We start from the raw sequence: 16919 nt of genomic DNA, 5'->3' as shown, positions 1-16919 counted from the left end.
CTGTGGGCCAGCTAGCCTTCCCGTCTCTCATTCCAGAAAGCAATCATGGCCGTCCTTCCTTCCGTCGTCGAAGCCATCGGCAACACCCCTCTGATCCGCCTCCGCCGTGCCTCCGATGAAACGGGCTGCGAGATCCTGGGCAAGGCCGAGTTCATGAACCCGGGACAATCGGTCAAGGATCGCGCCGCGCTGTTCATCATCCAGGACGCCGTCGCCAAGGGGCAGCTTCGCCCGGGCGGCACGATCGTCGAGGGCACCGCCGGCAACACCGGCATCGGGCTCGCCCTGGTCGCGAGCGCGCTCGGCTTCAAGACGGTCATCGTCATTCCCGATACGCAGTCGCAGGAAAAGAAGGATGCGCTGCGGCTGGCGGGCGCGACCCTGATCGAGGTCCCGGCCGTTCCCTACAAGGATCCGAACAACTACGTGAAGCTCTCGGGCCGTCTCGCCGAGCAACTGGCGAAGACCGAGCCGAACGGCGCCATCTGGGCCAACCAGTTCGACAACGTCGCGAACCGTCAGGCGCATATCGAGACGACGGGACCCGAGATCTGGGAGCAGACGGGCGGCAAGGTCGACGGCTTCGTCTCGGCGGTCGGTTCCGGCGGCACGCTGGCCGGCATCGGCATCGCGCTCAAGGCCCGCAACCCGGACATCCAGATCGCGCTCGCCGATCCGCTCGGCGCGGCGCTGTTCAGCTATTACACGACCGGCGTCCTGAAGGCCGAGGGCTCGTCCATCACCGAAGGCATCGGCCAAGGGCGCATCACCGCCAATCTGGAAGGGGCGCCCGTCGACGCGGCCTACCAGATCACCGATGCCGAGGCGCTCGAGGTGGTATTCGACCTCGCCGAGAACGAAGGCCTCTGCCTCGGCGGCTCGTCGGGCATCAACATCGCCGGCGCCATTCACCTGGCGAAGAAGCTCGGCCCCGGCCATACGATCGTGACGATCCTCTGTGACTACGGCACGCGCTATCAATCGAAGCTGTTCAATCCCACCTTCCTGCGTGAAAAGGGCCTGCCGGTCCCCGGTTGGCTCGAGCGCAATCCCGAAATCCACATTCCCTACGAAAAGGCGTGACGATGGCCGAGACGACCCTGCTCTTCCGCGACGATCCCTATCTTTCGACCGCTGAAGCCAAGGTCGTCGGCATCAATGAGCGCGGCGGCATCCTGCTCGACCGGACCGTCTTCTATGCGACGGGCGGCGGCCAGCCGGGCGACGTCGGCACGCTGGAGCGCGAAGACGGGTCGATGATCAAGATCGCCACCACCGTCTATGGCGACAGCAAGAGCGACATCGTGCACGTGCCGGGCGAGGGCTCCGCCCTGCCCGCCCTCGGCGAGACGATCGTCCAGCATCTCGACTGGGCGACGCGGCATCGGCACATGCGGATCCACACCGGCCTGCATCTCCTCACCGTCGCCCTGCCCTTTCCCGTTTCGGGCGGCCGCATCGGCGCCGAGGAAGGCCATCTCGATTTCGACATCGACGGCGCCGTGCCGGCCAAGGAAGAGATCGAGGCGAAGCTGAACGCGCTCGCCGCAGCCGATCACGCGGTCTCGACCGAATGGATCACGGACGAGGAGCTCCTCGCCAATCCCGGCCTGGTCAAGACAATGAGTGTCATGCCGCCAATGGGCAGCGGCCGCGTCCGCCTCGTGCGCATCGGCGACATTGACCTGCAGCCCTGCGGCGGCACGCATGTGCAGTCGACCGGCGAGATCGGCCCGCTCGTCGTCGCCAAGATCGAGAACAAGGGCAAGCAGAACCGGCGCGTCCGCATCCGCTTCGCCTGAGCCTCCCCCATCGCTAGAATGACCGACGACCGGAGACGGACATGATCGACCGCGCAACCACCCTCGTTTCGACCGAATGGCTGGCCTCCCGCCTGGGCGATCCGGCCATCGCGGTGGTCGATGCCTCGTGGTACCTGCCGACGGCGCAGCGCGACGCGGCGGCCGAGTTCCGCAAGGCGCACATCCCCGGCGCCGTCTTCTTCGACATCGACGCGATCGCCGATACCAGCTCCGGCCTGCCGCACATGCTGCCCTCGCGGGAGGTTTTCGCCGAGACCGTCGGCAACCTCGGCATTTCGGAGACGCAGACGATCGTCGTCTACGACGGCGCGGGGCTCTTCTCCGCCGCGCGGGTGTGGTGGACCTTCCGCACCATGGGCGCCGCCGATGTCCGCATCCTGGACGGCGGCTTTCCGCAGTGGATCGCGGACGGCCGTCCGGTCGAGACGGGCGAAGCCACGCCCGCTCCCGCGACCTTCAACGCGCATTTCGACGCGAGCGCGGTGCGCAGCCTCGACCAGGTGCGAGGCCTGATCGATGCCGGTGGCGCGACCATCGTCGACGCCCGCCCGGCCGAGCGCTTTCGCGGCGACGCGCCGGAGCCCCGCCCCGGCCTGCGCGCCGGTCATATGCCGGGCAGCCGCAATGTGCCGTTCGGCGCCGTCGTGGCGAACGGCCGGCTGAAGAGCCCCGCCGATCTTGAGGCGGCCTTCGCCGAGGCGGGGGTCGATCCGTCCCGGCCGATCGTCACGAGCTGCGGCTCCGGCGTCTCGGCCGCGATCCTGTCGCTGGCGCTTGCCACGCTCGGCGCTCGCGACGTGGCGCTCTATGACGGCTCCTGGGCCGAATGGGGCGGCGCTCCCGACGCCCCCGTCGTGACGGGACCGGCCGACCAGTAGGCGGCCGCCCACAAGCTGAACGGTCCATTCAGCCGTCGTTCAGCGGCAATCCGCGCATATGTCTCTCACGGTTGCCGCATTTCGGCGGCATGGAATGACGCATTCAGACACGAGTTCGCGTCCGTCCCAGACATCGGCCAGCTGAGGCCAAGCTGCAGGAAGACCATGAGACCCTCCTATTTTCTTCTGCTTTCATCGGTTGCCGTTCCCGTCCTCTTCGGCGGCCCAACGATGGCGCTCGCCGATCAGGCGCAGATGGAGAGCCGGCCGATCGTCGTTGCCCAGGCGGCGGAGGATCGCGTCCAGAAGGCAAAGGAACTGCTGGAGAAGGCCCAGGAATCGCTGAAGCAGGCCGAGGAGACCGGCGGTGACGTGCGCGCCGCGCGGCGCGGCGTCGCCGACGCGATGAAGGACCTGCGCGCCGTGGAGACGCCCGGCGGCGCTGCCCCTGCCGAGCCCGAAAAGCCGGCGGCGCCGCAGCCTCCCAAGACTGACGACAATAAGACCGACGACAATAAGGCCGACGGCAATCCGGATCGCCCGGCGCGGCCGTCCGCCGGCAGCGGCGAGCAGCCGAAGCCCTATCAGCCGCCGGCCGGTTCGAAGAAGCCGGACGAGCCTTCGGCAAAGCCGGACCCGAAGCCCGCTCAGGGCGAGCAGAAGCCCAAGCCGCAGCCGCCGAAGGCCCAGCCCGCGCCGGACCGCCGTCCCGACGATGCCGGCAACCGCCCCCCGCGTGGCGAACAGGCACGGCCGGATGGATCCCGCAACGAGCGTTCGCGTCCCGACGCCCGGCCGCCCCGCCCCGGCGACCGCAATGACGGTCCCGATCGCGGCGGCTATCGCGATGGGCCGCCGCCGCGCGACATCTTCATTGACGGCCGGATGCCGGGTGACCGGGAAGTTCCGCCGCCTCCGGGCTATCGCGACGATCGCCGCCCCTACCGGCCGAATGACCGCTTCATCGATGGCGGCCGCGCCACCGAACGGCAGATCGAGGACACGTTCCGCGCCGCGCCGGTGCAGCGGATCGACCGCGGCTATTCGATGAACGAGATCCGTCGCGATCCGCGCGTCCGCGACATGGTGCGCCGCGTCGATCTCGACACGATCACCTTCGAGTTCGGTTCGGCCCGCGTGCCCGACGATCAGGTCCGCAAACTGCGCTCGATCGGCCAGGCCATCGGCCGGGTCGTCGATCGCGATCCGCGCGCGGTCTTCCTGATCGAAGGCCACACCGACGCGGTCGGCACCGACCTCGCCAATCTCGAACTCTCCGATCGCCGCGCCGCCTCGGTGGCCGGGATCCTGTCGGACTATTTCGACATTCCGCGCGACGCGCTCGTCAGCCAGGGCTACGGCAAGCGCTACCTGAAGATCCCGACGGACGGACCGGAGCGGCAGAACCGCCGCGTCACCATCCGCAACATCACGCCGCTGCTGAACGGCCGATAAGACGATCGGCATAGAAAACGAAAAGCCCGGCAGATCCTGCCGGGCTTTTTTTTGAATTCGACCGATGCTCGGCGTCAGTGCAGGATCTGGCTCAGGAACAGCTTGGTCCGCTCGTGCTGCGGATTGGTGAAGAAGCTGACCGGATCGTTCTGCTCGATGATCTGGCCGCCATCCATGAAAATGACGCGGTTCGCGACCTGGCGGGCAAAGCCCATCTCGTGCGTGACGCAGATCATCGTCATGCCTTCGAGCGCCAGGCCGACCATGACGTCGAGCACTTCCTTGATCATCTCGGGATCGAGCGCCGAGGTCGGCTCGTCGAACAGCATGACGCGCGGGTTCATGCAGAGCGAGCGGGCGATGGCGACGCGCTGCTGCTGGCCGCCCGAGAGCTGGCCCGGATATTTGTTCGCCTGTTCCGGGATCTTGACCCGGTTCAGGTAGTGCATCGCGATGTCCTCGGCCTCGCGCTTCGGCATGCGGCGAACGTTGATCGGCGCCAGCGTGCAGTTCTCGAGGATCGTCAGGTGCGGGAACAGGTTGAAGTGCTGGAACACCATGCCCACCTCGCGGCGCACTTCGTCGATCTTGCGGAGATCGTTTGTGAGCTCCTTGCCGTCGACGACAATCTTGCCCTTCTGGTGCTCTTCCAGGCGGTTGATGCAGCGGATCAGCGTCGACTTGCCGGAACCCGAGGGACCGCAGATCACGATGCGCTCGCCGCGCATGACCTTCAGGTTGATGTCGCGAAGGACATGGAACTCGCCATACCACTTGTTGACGTCGACCATCTCCACCGCGACGTCGGTCGACGAAACGGTAAGGGCGGGCGGAACGAGCGGCACCTCGATGGCAGCAACGGACGGATCCGACATGGAGACTCCCCTGGATTCTATCTTCGGCCCCTGTCGAGCCGTCTTTCTGTAAACGCAGCATAGCGGGACATCGAGAAACAGAATGCCCAAAACACCATGGCTGCGAAAATATAACCCGTCAGTCCGGTGACGGGGGACGCCCATTTCACATCGTTGGCGGACGCCTGGATCTGGCCCAGGAAGTCATAGAGCCCGATGATGATGACCAGCGTCGTGTCCTTGAAGAGCGAGATGAAGGAGCCGACGATGCCGGGGATGACGATGCGGAGCGCCTGCGGCAGGACGATCTTCTGCATCATCTGCCAGTAGCCGAGGCCAAGCGCCATCGCCCCCTCGTACTGGCCGCGCGGGATCGCCTGCAGGCCGCCGCGGATCGTCTCCGCCATATACGCCGCCTGGAACAGCGCCACGCCGATGAGGGCCCTGAGCAATTTGTCGAAGGAGACGCCGTCGGGCAGGAAGAGCGGCAGCATCACCGAGGCCATGAACAGCACGGTGATCAGCGGAACGCCGCGCCAGACCTCGATGAAGATGGTCGAGGCGAGCTTCACCACCGGCATGTTCGAGCGCCGCCCGAGCGTCAGCAGGATGCCGAGCGGCAGGGCGGCGACCATGCCGGTGATCGCCACCACCAGCGTCACGAGAAGGCCGCCCCAATTGGCCGTCTCGACCGGCACGAGGCCGAAATCGAGACCGACCAGGAACAGGACCACGGCGATATAGCCGAGGATGACGGCCGCGGTCGTGCCCGAGCCGTAGAATGGCCTCCCCGCCAATCTGGCGAAGAGCGCCAGCCCTCCGAGGATGAGCGCGGAAACGAGCGCGTATTGCACGGCGAAGCGAAGCGGCCCCGGCGCCATGACGCTGGACGGGATCAGGCTTCCCGTGAGCCGGACATGGCCGCCCGTCAGCAGGATGAACGCGATGATCGGAAACACGCCGATCAGGAAGAGCGCGTTCAGCCGCTTGAACGGAACGCGCGGGATCAGCAGCGGCACGAGCCCGATCACCAGGAGCAGGAACACGATGTCGACCCGCCAGCGCTCGGCGATCGGATACCGGCCATAGATGAATTGCGGCAGGTAGGCCTTCACATAGGCCCAGCACGCGCCCGTCGCCGTGGCGCAGACCGAACGGTCCGCGCCCTCCCAGACGGCATTGATGAGCGTGAAGCGGATGAAGGGCGTCACCATCCAGACGATGAACGTCAGGATCAGGATCGTCATGATGCTGTTGAGCGGCGACGAGAACAGGTTCTGCCGCATCCAGCCGGTGATGCCGACCGTGCTGCGGGGAGCGGCCTGGGGCTCGATCAGGGCGCGGCGGACGAAGCTTTTGGCTGGCGCGTTCATGGCTTCTCCTCACCGCTCGACCAGCGCGGCGCGCTTGTTGAAGTACCCCATGACCATCGATGTCAGCACGCTCAGTCCGAGGTAGAACAGCATCCAGATGCTGACGATCTCGACCGCCTGCCCCGTCTGGTTGAGCACGGTGCCGCCGACCGCGACGAGATCGGGATAGGCGATAGCGACCGCAAGCGACGAGTTCTTGGTCAGGTTCAGATACTGGTTCGTCAGCGGCGGGATGATGATGCGCATCGCCTGCGGCAGCACGATCAGGCGCAGCGTCGGTCCGGCGCGCAAGCCCAGCGAATGGGCAGCTTCCGTCTGCCCGCGGCTGACGGCCTGGATGCCGGCGCGCACCACCTCGGCGATGTAGGTCGACGTGTAGAGCGAGAGCGCCAGCAGCAGCCCGATGAACTCGGGGATGATCGTCATGCCGGTGCCGGCCTGAAAGCCGCGCCGGAGCAGCGGTCCCGTTTCATTGAAGATCGGAAAGTCGACACTGATCGGCCGGCCGGCGATGAAGAAGGCGACGATCGGCAGACCCAGGATCAGCGCCGTATTGATCGTGCCGATGGGAGGACGGACGCCGGTCTCGCTCTGCCGGTCATGGCCCCATTTCGTCACGAAGATCGCGGCGGCGATGGCCACGGGAATGGACGCGAGCACGAGCCAGAGGCCATCACCGGCCACCAGCCTCGGCACGTGGAGGCCGCCGATGTTGAGGTCGACGCCGTGGATCAGCGTCATCCGCTCGCGCATGCCCGGCAGATTGCGCAGCACGACGAAGTACCAGAAGAACAGCTGCAGCAGCAGCGGGATGTTGCGCAGGATCTCGACGAAGGCGGCGGCCGTGCGCGAGACCAGCCAGTTCGATGACAGCCGCGCGACGCCGACGATGAAGCCGAGAATGGTCGCGAACACGATGCCGAGCCCGGCCACGATCAGCGTGTTCACCAGGCCGATGACGAGCGCCCGCCCGTAGGAGGAGGCCTCGGTATAGTCGATCACCCGCTGGATGATGCCGAATCCGGCGGTGCGTCCCAGAAAGCCGTAGCCCGCGGCGATGTTCGCCTTCTGGAGGTTGCGGGCCGTGTTGTCGATGATGTCCCAGACAAGCCAACCCAGCACGAGGACGAAGACAATCTGAAATGCGATGCCCCGGACCGTCGGATTGTTGAGGAGGGATGCCATGCGTCCCCCTGCGGACGCCGCGCCTCTGTCGGTCAAAAGTATGTCCCCTTGATCGGCCGGGCCGCGCCGGCCTGCTTCCCCTCATCGCCGCTGATCCGGATCTTGCTGTCCGTCGATCGCGGGCAATGCCACGGGCGGCCGCGCCGCCCGTGGTCGGATGCTGGATGTCAGCGGATCGGAGGCGCGTACTGGATGCCGCCCTTCGACCAGAGATTGTTCAGGCCGCGCGCGATCCCGAGCTGGGTCGACGGACCGATATTGGCGTCGAAGATCTCGCCGTAATTGCCGACCTGCTTGATGACGTTGTAGGCCCAGTCGTTCGAGAGACCGATCGGTGTGCCGAACTCGCCCTCGATGCCGAGGAAACGCTTGATCTCGGGATTATCGGACGTCTTCTTCTCATCGATATTGGCCTTGGTGAGCCCGAGTTCCTCGGCGTTGAGCAGCGCGAACAGCGTCCACTTCACCAGCGTGAACCACTTGTCGTCGCCCTGGCGGACCGCCGGACCGAGCGGCTCCTTGGAGATGATCTCCGGCAGGATCATGTGGTCATCAGGCGCCGTCAGCTTCAAGCGCTCGGCATAGAGGCCGGAGGCGTCAGTCGTGTACGCGTCGCAGCGGCCCGCCTCGTAGGCCTGCAGCACTTCCTCGTTCTTCTCGTAGGCCACGACCTCATAGGGCATGTTGTGGGAACGGAAGAAGTCGGCGAGGTTCAGCTCCGTCGTCGTGCCGGTCTGCGTGCAGACCTTGGCGCCGGAGAGCTCCAGCGCCGAAGAGACGCCGAGCGACTTGCGGACCATGAAGCCCTGGCCGTCGTAATAGGTGACGCCGACGAACTGGAGGCCGAGCGAGCTGTCGCGCGACATGGTCCAGGTCGTGTTGCGGGAGAGCACGTCCACTTCGCCCGATTGCAGCGCCGTGAAGCGCTCCTTGGCGTTGAGCGGCGTGAACTTGACCTTCTTCGGATCGTTGAAGATCGCGGCGGCGATGGCACGGCAGAAGTCGACGTCGATGCCGCTCCACTCGCCTTTTTCGTCCGTTGCGCCGAAGCCGATCAGATTTCCGCCGTTCGCTCCGCACTGGACAAAGCCCTTGGCTTTGACGTCTTCGAGCGTACCGGCACCAGCTGCCGTAACGCCCATCAACGCCATCGCGGCGCCTGCGAGAATAGATGCAATATTCCTGTACATTGCGCAGCCTTCTTTTCCCCTGGAGTGCACGTCTCTTCAGCTCGATGCAGTATCGCCCCGTTGTCGAGATCTTCGGCATGGTACCATGACGATGGCCAAGTGCGGATTGATCGCACTCCATCTCGGGTCTGCGCCCGACGCTCATGGCTGAGCCCACGCACCGCGGATCGTAACTTGAATTGACCCCTTCATCACATGGCATTATGCCAAGCGGGTCAAGGGGGCGCGGTATCGTCGGCAGGCCATTGTTTCAGCAACGGATTTGGCTCGATGCGCCAGCTGGGGACGCGAGTTCCGGCCCCCATACCTCTGCCAGCCATCCTCGGAGCCACCATGTCCCGGCATGACCACGACCTCGCCAACGAGAAGCCCCTCACCCGTCTGGTGCGCAGCGGGCGCGACCACTCGATCACGGGTCCGTTCGTCAATCCGCCGGTCGTGCATGCCTCCACGGTGCTGTTCGAGACCGCCGACGACCTGCTCTCCGGCAAGCAGCGCTATACCTACGGCCGGCGCGGCACGCCGACGATCGAGGCGCTCGAGGATGCCATCTCCGAGCTCGAGGGCGCGGAAGGCAGCGTGCTCTGTCCGTCGGGGCTGAACGCGGTCTCGACCGCGCTGCTGTCGGTGCTGCGATCCGGCGATCACCTGCTGATGGCGGACAATGTCTATGACCCGGCTCGCACCGTCGCCACCAGCGTGCTGGAGCGCATGGGCGTCGAGACGACCTTCTTCGATCCGACGATCGGGTCGGCGATCTCGAGCCTGTTCCGGGCCAACACCCGGGCCGTCTATCTGGAAAGCCCCGGCTCGTTGACCTTCGAGATCTCGGACGTTCCGGCCATCGTCGCCGTGGCGCGGGCGCATGACGCCTATGTGCTGGCGGACAACACCTGGGCGACCCCGTATTTCTTCAAGCCGCTCGCCCATGGCGTCGACCTGTCGATCCAGGCAGGTACGAAGTATCTCTGCGGCCATTCGGACGTGATGATCGGCACGGTCGCCGCCAATGCGCGCACGCTCCCGCTGCTCAAGGATACGCACAGCCATCTCGGCCTCTGCGTCGGGCCTGATGACATCTACCTGACGCTGCGCGGCATGCGCACCATGGGCATCCGGCTGGAGCGGCAGCAGAGTTCGGCGCTGACCGTCGCGCGCTGGCTATCGGAGCGTGGCGAGGTGGACCGCGTGTTGCATCCGGGCCTGACGTCCCATCCCGGCCACGCGATCTGGAAGCGCGACATGACCGGATCGAGCGGCCTCTTCGGCATCGTCACCCGCGACTGGAGCCTCGACAAGGTCAAGGCGTTCCTCGACGGGCTGCGCCTGTTCGGGCTCGGCTTCTCGTGGGGCGGCTATGAAAGCCTGGCCGTCATCGGCCGGCCGCGCCGGACGGCGAAGGCCTGGCCGGCGGGCGATCACATCATCCGCCTGCAGATCGGCCTCGAGGATACGGCCGACCTGATCCAGGACCTGGAGGAGAGCTTCGCGCGCGTCAGCAATCTCAGCTGACGGCGCCCGATTCCCGCTTGTGCTTCCGCTCGTTCAGGATGAACCAGGCATTGCGGAAGTAGATGAACAGGCCCGCCGCCTGCCCGGCGATGAAGACCGGGTCCTTGCGGTAGATCGCATAGACGAGCAGCAGTCCGCCGCCGAGGATCGAGAACGTCCAGAAGGCGGCGGGCACGACGCTCTTCTTGGCGCGTTCGCTGGCGATCCACTGCACGACGAAGCGCATGGTGAACATCGCCTGCGCGACGAAGCCGAGCAGGATCCAGACATCGAATTGCTCGACGAAAACGTGGTGCAGCCAGCCGCCGATGGCGCTGAACAGATTACCGTCCATCGATCGTTACCTCCGTCGGCGCGGGAATGTTCTTCCGCCGCCTGATCAGCCACCAGACACCGAACAGGTCGAGCGCCCCGACGAGCGCACGATCCAGGATGCCGTATTTCGAAGTTCCATGACGGCGGTTGCGGTCGACCACGTCGACATGCGCGACCTTGTAGCCCTCGCGGATCGTGAGGGCCGGCAGATAGCGGTGCCAGCCGTCGAAATAGGGAAAGAGCAGGAAGACATGCCGGCGCACAGCCTTCAGGCCACAGCCGGAATCGCGCGTGCCGTCCTTGAGGATCGCGCCGCGCAGCCGGTTGGCCATGCGCGAAGCGATGCGCTTGGCGCCGGAATCGGTGCGCTTCAGGCGCTGGCCGGCGACGAGCGCCGTCTGCGGGCCGCCCTTGGCGAGGGCGTCGAGCATGGCCGGCATGAATTCCGGATTGTTCTGGCCATCGCCGTCGATGGTGATGACGACGTCGCCGCGCGCCGCCAGAAGGCCGGTGCGCACCGCTGCGCTCTGGCCGCTGGAGCGGGTGTCGCGCAACAAGCGAAGCCACGGCCGCGTCAGCATCAGCTCGCGTACGACGTCGGGCGTCGCATCCGTCGAGCCGTCGTCGACGACGATGAGCTCGAAGTGACGGCCATCGAGGGCGGTCGCGACCTCGCCGATCAGCTCCGGCAGGTTCTCTGCTTCGTTCTTGCAGGGAATGACCACCGAGACTTCGGGGCGGTCCTGCCCGGCGCTAGGATCTGCCAAGACGGTCTCGCTGGAAGCGGGCATCGTCATTTGAACCGTCTCCGATGGATTTGAGCGCCGCGATCCAGACGCGCCGTCCCACCAGCGCATCCAGCAGTCCGGCAACGAGGACCGCGATGCGGGCAGGTGTTTGAAAGGCTGCGCGGGTCGCCGCGGTGCGAGCCCTTATAGAGCCGGTCGATCCGCGTTGAAAGGCCCAGCCTGCGGCGGCAAAACGTCCGGCCAACCAGAGGCTGAAGGCATAGCCGAAGATCAATCCGGCGAGGATGTCGCTCGGATAATGCGCGCCGACGACGACACGGCTGCCGGCGATCAGCAGCCCGAGGATCAGAAGCCCGATGCGCCAGCGCGGAAACACGAGGAAGCTGATGGCGATCAGCGCGCCGGCGGTAGTGGCGTGGCCGGAAGGAAAACTCTGGAATCGATGCGCGAACTCGAGCGGATGCAACGTGAAGGCGCCGTATTCGTCGAAGGTCATGGGCCGTCCACGGCCGATGAACTGCTTCACGATGTTGACGAGGATGCCGGAGCCGGCAACCGCCGCGAAAATATAGAACGAAAGCGCGCCGATCTCAGCCCAGGCGGTCCGGATCCTGGCGGGCACGATCTTCCAGCGACCCGAGATCAGGACCAGGACGACGACGCCCGAAGGGACCAGCTCCCATTGCGATTGGCCGAAATAGGAGAGCCAGTCACCCAGGAAGAAGACGAAGCGCGGCAGCGCGCGGGCCCGCTCGACCGACAGCGCGTCAAATGCGAGCCCGACGAAAAGGACAAGCGCGATGCTGATGACCAGAAGCGCGATCAGGTCCGACGCCTGAAAGACGGGAGCGTGCGCCGAAGGACGCTGCTCGACGCGACGCGCCCGCTCGGCGATTGCCGCGACGTTCTCGCGCGGCCACGACAGGCGGCGGGACAGGCGGAAACGCCAGACGCTCATGGCGTGGCGCTCCGCGCGACGAAGATGTGGAATTCGACGAGCCGCCCGCCATTGATGGCATAGCCGCGAACCGTCCCCGTCTCGTCGACCATCATGCCGAGATCATCCGTACGCTCGTTGAAGGAGGGCAGCTGCCGCTTTTCGACGAAGGCGGCGCGGCAGTCGCCGGCAGCCAGGAAGCTCGCCGCCCCGGCCCCGTCCGTCAGCACCGTGTCGGTTCCCGCGAGGAGCACGAGGCTCGGCTCGCCATAGCCGGCGCTGGTAAAGCGCGGATCCGGGCAATCGAGCGCGGCGCGGCCGGCGGTCGCGAGGTTCTCGCTGATGCGGACATGCTGGAGATGCGGCAGCACGAAGCCGAAGATGCCGAGATAGGTGATGACAGCGGCGATCACCGCGACCGCAGCGCTGGCGATCGGCGAAGGAATGAAGAGCCGGCCCGACACCACGCCGACGATGCCGGCGACGATCAGGATGAGGACGCCCGCCACCGACGGGTTCTCGCCCAGCAGGATGGCGATGACGACCGCCGCGACCGCGAGCGGCGCCGGCATTAGGGCGGCGCCGGAGGCGGCGAAGCGGGCGAACCAGCCCTCGCGACGGATGCCGCCGGCATCGAGAGCCGAGGCCGTCGCGATCGCCAGCAGCGGATAGGCCGGCAGCACATAATGCGGCAGCTTGGTCGGCATCGCCTCGACGATCAGCCAGTACGGCACGACCGAGACGACGGCATAGAGGATCACCGGCTGCTTCAGCCGGTCCATGATCCAGGAGATGCCCGTGCTGAGATAGGCGGCCGCCGGCCAGAAGGTGAAGAAAAGCAGCAGGAAATAGGCGCCGGGCGGCGCGCCGTGCGATTCCTGCACGCTCACCACCTTGCCGATCAGGTCCTTGCCGACGGCTTCCTCGAAGAAGGCGCCCTTGCTGGCGATGCCGATCGCGACGAACCAGGGCGCGACGACGAGGAGCATCCAGATCAGGCCCGGAAGCGGCGCCAGCTGCTTCAGCCAGCGGAACGAGCCGTCGATGACGGAAAGCAGGATCAAAGGACAGGCGATGGCGGCGAGGCCGAGCGGACCCTTGATCAGGATGGACGCGCCGAGCGCCGTCCAGAAGATCGCGGCGAGGCGCAGATTGCGTTCGGTCGAGGTCGAGAGCCAGGCGCGGGCGAGCGCGCCATGCGCCGCCAGGATGGTCGCCAGCAGCACGGCGTCGGTCTTGGCGAGGCGGGCTTCGATGCCGAGCAGGACGGTCGAGGCCACCAGCAGGCCGGCCAGCAGCGCGACGCGCGGGCGGCCGAAGGCGATCGCCAACCACCAGGTCAGGCAGGCTGCGGCAATGGCGCCGAAGAGCGACGGCAGGCGATAGATGCCGATCGACGCGTCCGGTCCGGTGCCCGTCGCCCAGACGGCGATCGACTGCAGCCAGTAGATACCGATCGGCTTCTTGTAGCGGGTCTCTTCCTGCAGACGGATATCGAGATAGTTGCCGGTCTCGACCATCTGGTGCGTCGCCTGCGCGAAGCGCGGCTCGTCGCGATCGACTGGCGGCAGGGTGAAATGGCCCGGCAGGAAGGCGAGCAGCGCCACGATCGCGATCAGCGCGAGGCTGGCCGCTGAGGAGCGAGAAACCCGATCGACCGCGTTCTCGATCAACGTCGCGAGGCGCGACCAGATCGTCCCTGCCTCGCCTGCGGTCGCTTCGGCTCTGCTCACGCGCTTGTCGTCCTGTTCCTGTCCCGCTCGAAGACAGCGGGATATAGCGAAGTCCGGGCGGCGGCAACAGCGGCCGGGCCGTCGCGCGGGAAGGCCGCAGGGAAGACCCGCAGCCGGCTTGCGAAATCGATCACAGCCCTCGCCTGCCAGTCATGCTAACAGACTCGCATGGATGGATTGATCGCACTCGGGATTCTCGCCCTCGTCGCCTTGCCGATCATGGCGATTTCGGCCTTCGTCATGGCGCTCGGCGCGCGCGGACGCATCCGCGCCCTCGAAGCGCGGCTCAGGGTGCTTGAAGCTGCGCCGCCCCGGCTGGCGGCGGCTGGCCCGCAGGACGATTCGGCGGCGGCGATTGTCGACGAGCCGATCGTCGAGGAGCCCGACTGGGTCGAGCCGGACTTCGAGGCGTCGAAGGACGCCGCCGAGACGCCGCCACCGGCCGAGGCGCCGGAGCCGCCGCCAATCCCCCTGCCCGCGGCAGCCAAGCGTCCGACCGAGAGCTTCGAACAGAAGCTCGGGGCGCGCTGGGCAGTCTGGGTCGGTGGCCTGGCGCTGGCGCTCGGCGCGATCTTCCTCGTGCGCTTCTCGATCGAGGCCGGCCTGCTCGGCCCCGAAGTGCGTATCGCCTTCGGCGCCCTGTTCTCGATCGCCCTGCTCGGCCTCGGCGAATGGCTGCGCCGTTCGGAGCGGGTCGCCACCTTCTCGCGCATCCCTTCCGCCAACATACCCGGCATCCTGACCGCCGCCGGCACGGTGGGACTGTTCGCGACCGTCTATGCCGCCTACGCGCTCTACGATCTCATCGGACCGACGGCGGCTTTCCTCCTGCTCGCCCTGATCGGCATGGCCACGATGGCGGCCGCCGGGCTGCATGGCGCCTGGCTTTCCGGCCTCGGCATGGCCGGCTCCTACGCGACGCCGCTTCTGATCTCGTCGGACGCTCCGAACATCCCGGCGCTGATGCTCTATCTCGTCGTCGTGACGGCCTTCGCCTTTGCGCTTGCCCGCCTGCGGCTCTGGCGTTGGCTCGCCATCGCGGCCAGCGTCGCGGCGATCCTTTGGGGCGTCGTCATGCTCAGCGCGGGCGCCGGCGCGATCGAGAGCGGCGTCTATGCGATCGTGCTACTCGCGCTCTCGTCGCTGTTCCTCGTCGTCGACGTCCAGCGCGGCAACGTCACCGACCGGCCGGACGGGTTCGCCGTCGCGGTGCTGGCCGGCATCGCCGCGCTGCTGGTGTTCGGGGCGCTCTCGAACGACTATGCCTCGGCGAGCATCGCATCCGGACTGATCGGCGGCGCCATGCTGCTCATCCTGGCGCGGCGCTATGATGCCGTGGCGCTGGCCGCGCCGATCGCAGCGGCACAGCTGCTCGCCCTGCTCTTCTTCTGGCCGGCGGCGCAACAGGCGGCACTGGAACCGACGACCTACGTCACCGGCAACCTCGCGACCTATTTCCCGATGCCGGACGCCATCCGCATGTTCGGCATCGTCGCGCTGCTCGGCGCGGCGGCGCTGCTCGCGACGGCGCTCGGCCGGCTTCAGGCGTCGCCGGTCGCCGGGCCGTTCGCGACGACCGCGCAGGCCGCGGCCGCCAGCGCCGGGCCGGTGCTCGTCGCCATCGTCGCCTATCTCCGCATCGCCGGCTTCGTCTCCAACCTCGGCTTCGCCGCCATCGCCCTCGCGCTCGCCGGGCTCTACGCCTTCCTGACGGAACGCTTCGCCCGGCGAGAGCGCGCCGGCCTCATCACTGACATGATCCCGACCGGCGTCTTCGCCGCTGGATCGATCGCGGCGGTTGCCAGCGCGCTCACCATGGCGCTCGAAGGCGGCATGCTGACGACGGCGCTCGCGCTTGCCGGCCTCGGCGCGGCCTGGGTGCAGACGTGGCGGCCGATCCCGGTCCTTCGCTACGCCGTCGCCGTGCTGGCGCTGCTGGTCCTCGGCCGCATCGCCTGGGATCCGTACATCTTCGGAGTGCGTTCCGGATCCGGCGTCTACCTGTCGATCCTGATCGGCTACGGTATTCCGGCAGCCGCCTTCGCCTTCGCGTCCATCCTGCTCCGGCGCGTCCGCGTCGATCGCGCCGTCTATGGGGCCGAGGCGCTGGCGGTGATCCTCTCGGCGCTGCTCGTCGTCTTCGAGATCCGCGCCATCGTCTTCGGTGGCGACCTCCTGTCGCCGACGACCGCGCTCGCCGAGCAGGGGCTGACCACGGCAGCGGCCTTCGCCTTCGCGCTCGGATTGACCCGGCTGGCGCGGAGCCGGCCGAGCCCGGTGTTCCGCTTCGGCGGCGTGCTGGCTCGGATATTCGGTCTGCTCAACGCGGTGATCGGGCTCGGCTTCGTCGCCAATCCGGTTTTCACCGGCGACCGCGTCTTCGGCGGCCCGGTCTTCAACGAGATCCTGCTCGCCTATGGCCTGCCGGCCGTGCTGGCGGGGCTCGTGGCCTGGACGATGCCGGTCACCCGGCCCCGCTTCCTGCAGCCGGCCACGGGGGTCGTCGCCTTCGCCCTCGCCTTCGCCGCCGTGACGCTGGAAATCCGTTTCCTGTTCGCGACGTCGCCGGATCTCTCCTGGGATCCGGTCGGCTCCGCCGAATCCTATGCCTATTCAGTTGCCTGGCTCGTCCTCGGCATCCTGCTGCTCGCCTTCGGGCTGGTTTTCCGCCAGCGCTCGGCCCGCCTCGCCTCGGCGTTGCTGATCGTCGTCACCGTCCTCAAGGTCTTCCTGCTCGACATGTCGAACCTGGAGGGCGTCTGGCGGGCGCTGTCCTTCATGGGCCTCGGCGCGGTGCTGATCGGCATCGGCCTCGTCTATCAGCGCCTGCTGTTCGGCCAGCGCAACACAGACGGGAAGAACGACGGCGCGACGCCGGACAGCCCCGAGCCGGAGGCACGCGGCGGGACGTAAGG

Annotated in this window: 14 protein-coding genes; 6 read left to right on the top strand and 8 right to left on the bottom strand. The window is 67.0% G+C overall.

Features of this window, described 5'->3' with window-relative positions; all coding sequences use genetic code 11:
• Nucleotides 1-45 precede the first annotated feature (45 nt).
• The 4 genes from K32_RS10005 (at nt 46) to K32_RS09990 (ending at nt 4156) form a co-directional block, all read left to right on the top strand.
• Complete coding sequence (locus K32_RS10005; protein ID WP_201403864.1) at nt 46-1083, top strand: cysteine synthase A; 1038 nt, start codon at nt 46-48, stop codon at nt 1081-1083.
• Nucleotides 1084-1085: 2 nt separating this feature from the next.
• Entirely contained in the window at nt 1086-1802 is a 717-nt protein-coding gene (locus tag K32_RS10000) for an alanyl-tRNA editing protein (protein WP_201403863.1), read from the top strand.
• A 41-nt stretch (nt 1803-1843) separates the two neighbouring features.
• Nucleotides 1844-2701: a 3-mercaptopyruvate sulfurtransferase gene (gene sseA / locus K32_RS09995; RefSeq protein WP_201403862.1), complete on the top strand. Its 858-nt coding sequence runs from the start codon at nt 1844-1846 to the stop codon at nt 2699-2701.
• Between the two features lie 231 nt (nt 2702-2932).
• Complete coding sequence (locus K32_RS09990; RefSeq protein WP_201403861.1) at nt 2933-4156, top strand: OmpA family protein; 1224 nt, start codon at nt 2933-2935, stop codon at nt 4154-4156.
• A gap of 74 nt (nt 4157-4230) precedes the next feature.
• Here the strand turns inward: K32_RS09990 and K32_RS09985 are convergent, their stop codons facing one another.
• The 4 genes from K32_RS09985 to K32_RS09970 all read right to left on the bottom strand — a co-directional run bounded on the left by K32_RS09985 (nt 4231) and on the right by K32_RS09970 (nt 8758).
• Complete coding sequence (locus tag K32_RS09985) at nt 4231-5031, bottom strand: amino acid ABC transporter ATP-binding protein (protein ID WP_305798452.1); 801 nt, start codon at nt 5029-5031, stop codon at nt 4231-4233.
• Nucleotides 5032-5048: 17 nt separating this feature from the next.
• Nucleotides 5049-6383 (bottom strand): amino acid ABC transporter permease, encoded by a 1335-nt coding sequence (locus tag K32_RS09980; RefSeq protein WP_201403860.1) that lies wholly within the window; start codon nt 6381-6383, stop codon nt 5049-5051.
• Between the two features lie 9 nt (nt 6384-6392).
• A complete protein-coding gene (locus K32_RS09975; RefSeq protein WP_201403859.1) occupies nt 6393-7568 on the bottom strand; it encodes an amino acid ABC transporter permease in 1176 nt (391 codons plus the stop codon).
• A gap of 167 nt (nt 7569-7735) precedes the next feature.
• A complete protein-coding gene (locus K32_RS09970) occupies nt 7736-8758 on the bottom strand; it encodes an amino acid ABC transporter substrate-binding protein (protein WP_201403858.1) in 1023 nt (340 codons plus the stop codon).
• A gap of 333 nt (nt 8759-9091) precedes the next feature.
• Between K32_RS09970 and metC the strand changes: the two genes are divergently transcribed.
• Entirely contained in the window at nt 9092-10270 is a 1179-nt protein-coding gene (gene metC / locus K32_RS09965) for a cystathionine beta-lyase (RefSeq protein ID WP_201403857.1), read from the top strand.
• On the opposite strand, the gene K32_RS09960 is transcribed toward metC, so the two are convergent.
• The 4 genes from K32_RS09960 to K32_RS09945 are packed head-to-tail and all read right to left on the bottom strand — an operon-like array spanning nt 10263 to nt 14004.
• Complete coding sequence (locus K32_RS09960) at nt 10263-10604, bottom strand: lipid-A-disaccharide synthase N-terminal domain-containing protein (protein WP_201403856.1); 342 nt, start codon at nt 10602-10604, stop codon at nt 10263-10265. The genes metC and K32_RS09960 overlap by 8 nt on opposite strands.
• Complete coding sequence (locus tag K32_RS09955) at nt 10594-11382, bottom strand: glycosyltransferase family 2 protein (RefSeq protein ID WP_201403855.1); 789 nt, start codon at nt 11380-11382, stop codon at nt 10594-10596. The genes K32_RS09960 and K32_RS09955 overlap by 11 nt, the downstream gene beginning before the upstream one ends.
• Complete coding sequence (locus K32_RS09950) at nt 11339-12292, bottom strand: phosphatase PAP2 family protein (protein ID WP_201403854.1); 954 nt, start codon at nt 12290-12292, stop codon at nt 11339-11341. Before K32_RS09950 ends, K32_RS09955 begins: the two co-directional genes overlap by 44 nt.
• Nucleotides 12289-14004, bottom strand: a complete 1716-nt coding sequence (locus K32_RS09945) for a glycosyltransferase family 39 protein (RefSeq protein ID WP_201403853.1) — start codon at nt 14002-14004, stop codon at nt 12289-12291. Before K32_RS09945 ends, K32_RS09950 begins: the two co-directional genes overlap by 4 nt.
• Nucleotides 14005-14172: 168 nt before the next feature.
• On the opposite strand from K32_RS09945, the gene K32_RS09940 reads away from it, so the two are divergent.
• Nucleotides 14173-16917 carry a DUF2339 domain-containing protein gene (locus tag K32_RS09940; protein WP_201403852.1) on the top strand — a complete coding sequence of 915 codons (2745 nt, stop codon included), beginning with the start codon at nt 14173-14175 and terminating at the stop codon, nt 16915-16917.
• Nucleotides 16918-16919 lie beyond the last annotated feature (2 nt).

The sequence above is a fragment of the Kaistia sp. 32K genome, assembly GCF_016629525.1.
Lineage (GTDB): Bacteria > Pseudomonadota > Alphaproteobacteria > Rhizobiales > Kaistiaceae > Kaistia.
Note: the sequence above shows the minus strand (reverse complement) of the source record. Positions and strands in the feature narration are given on the sequence as shown.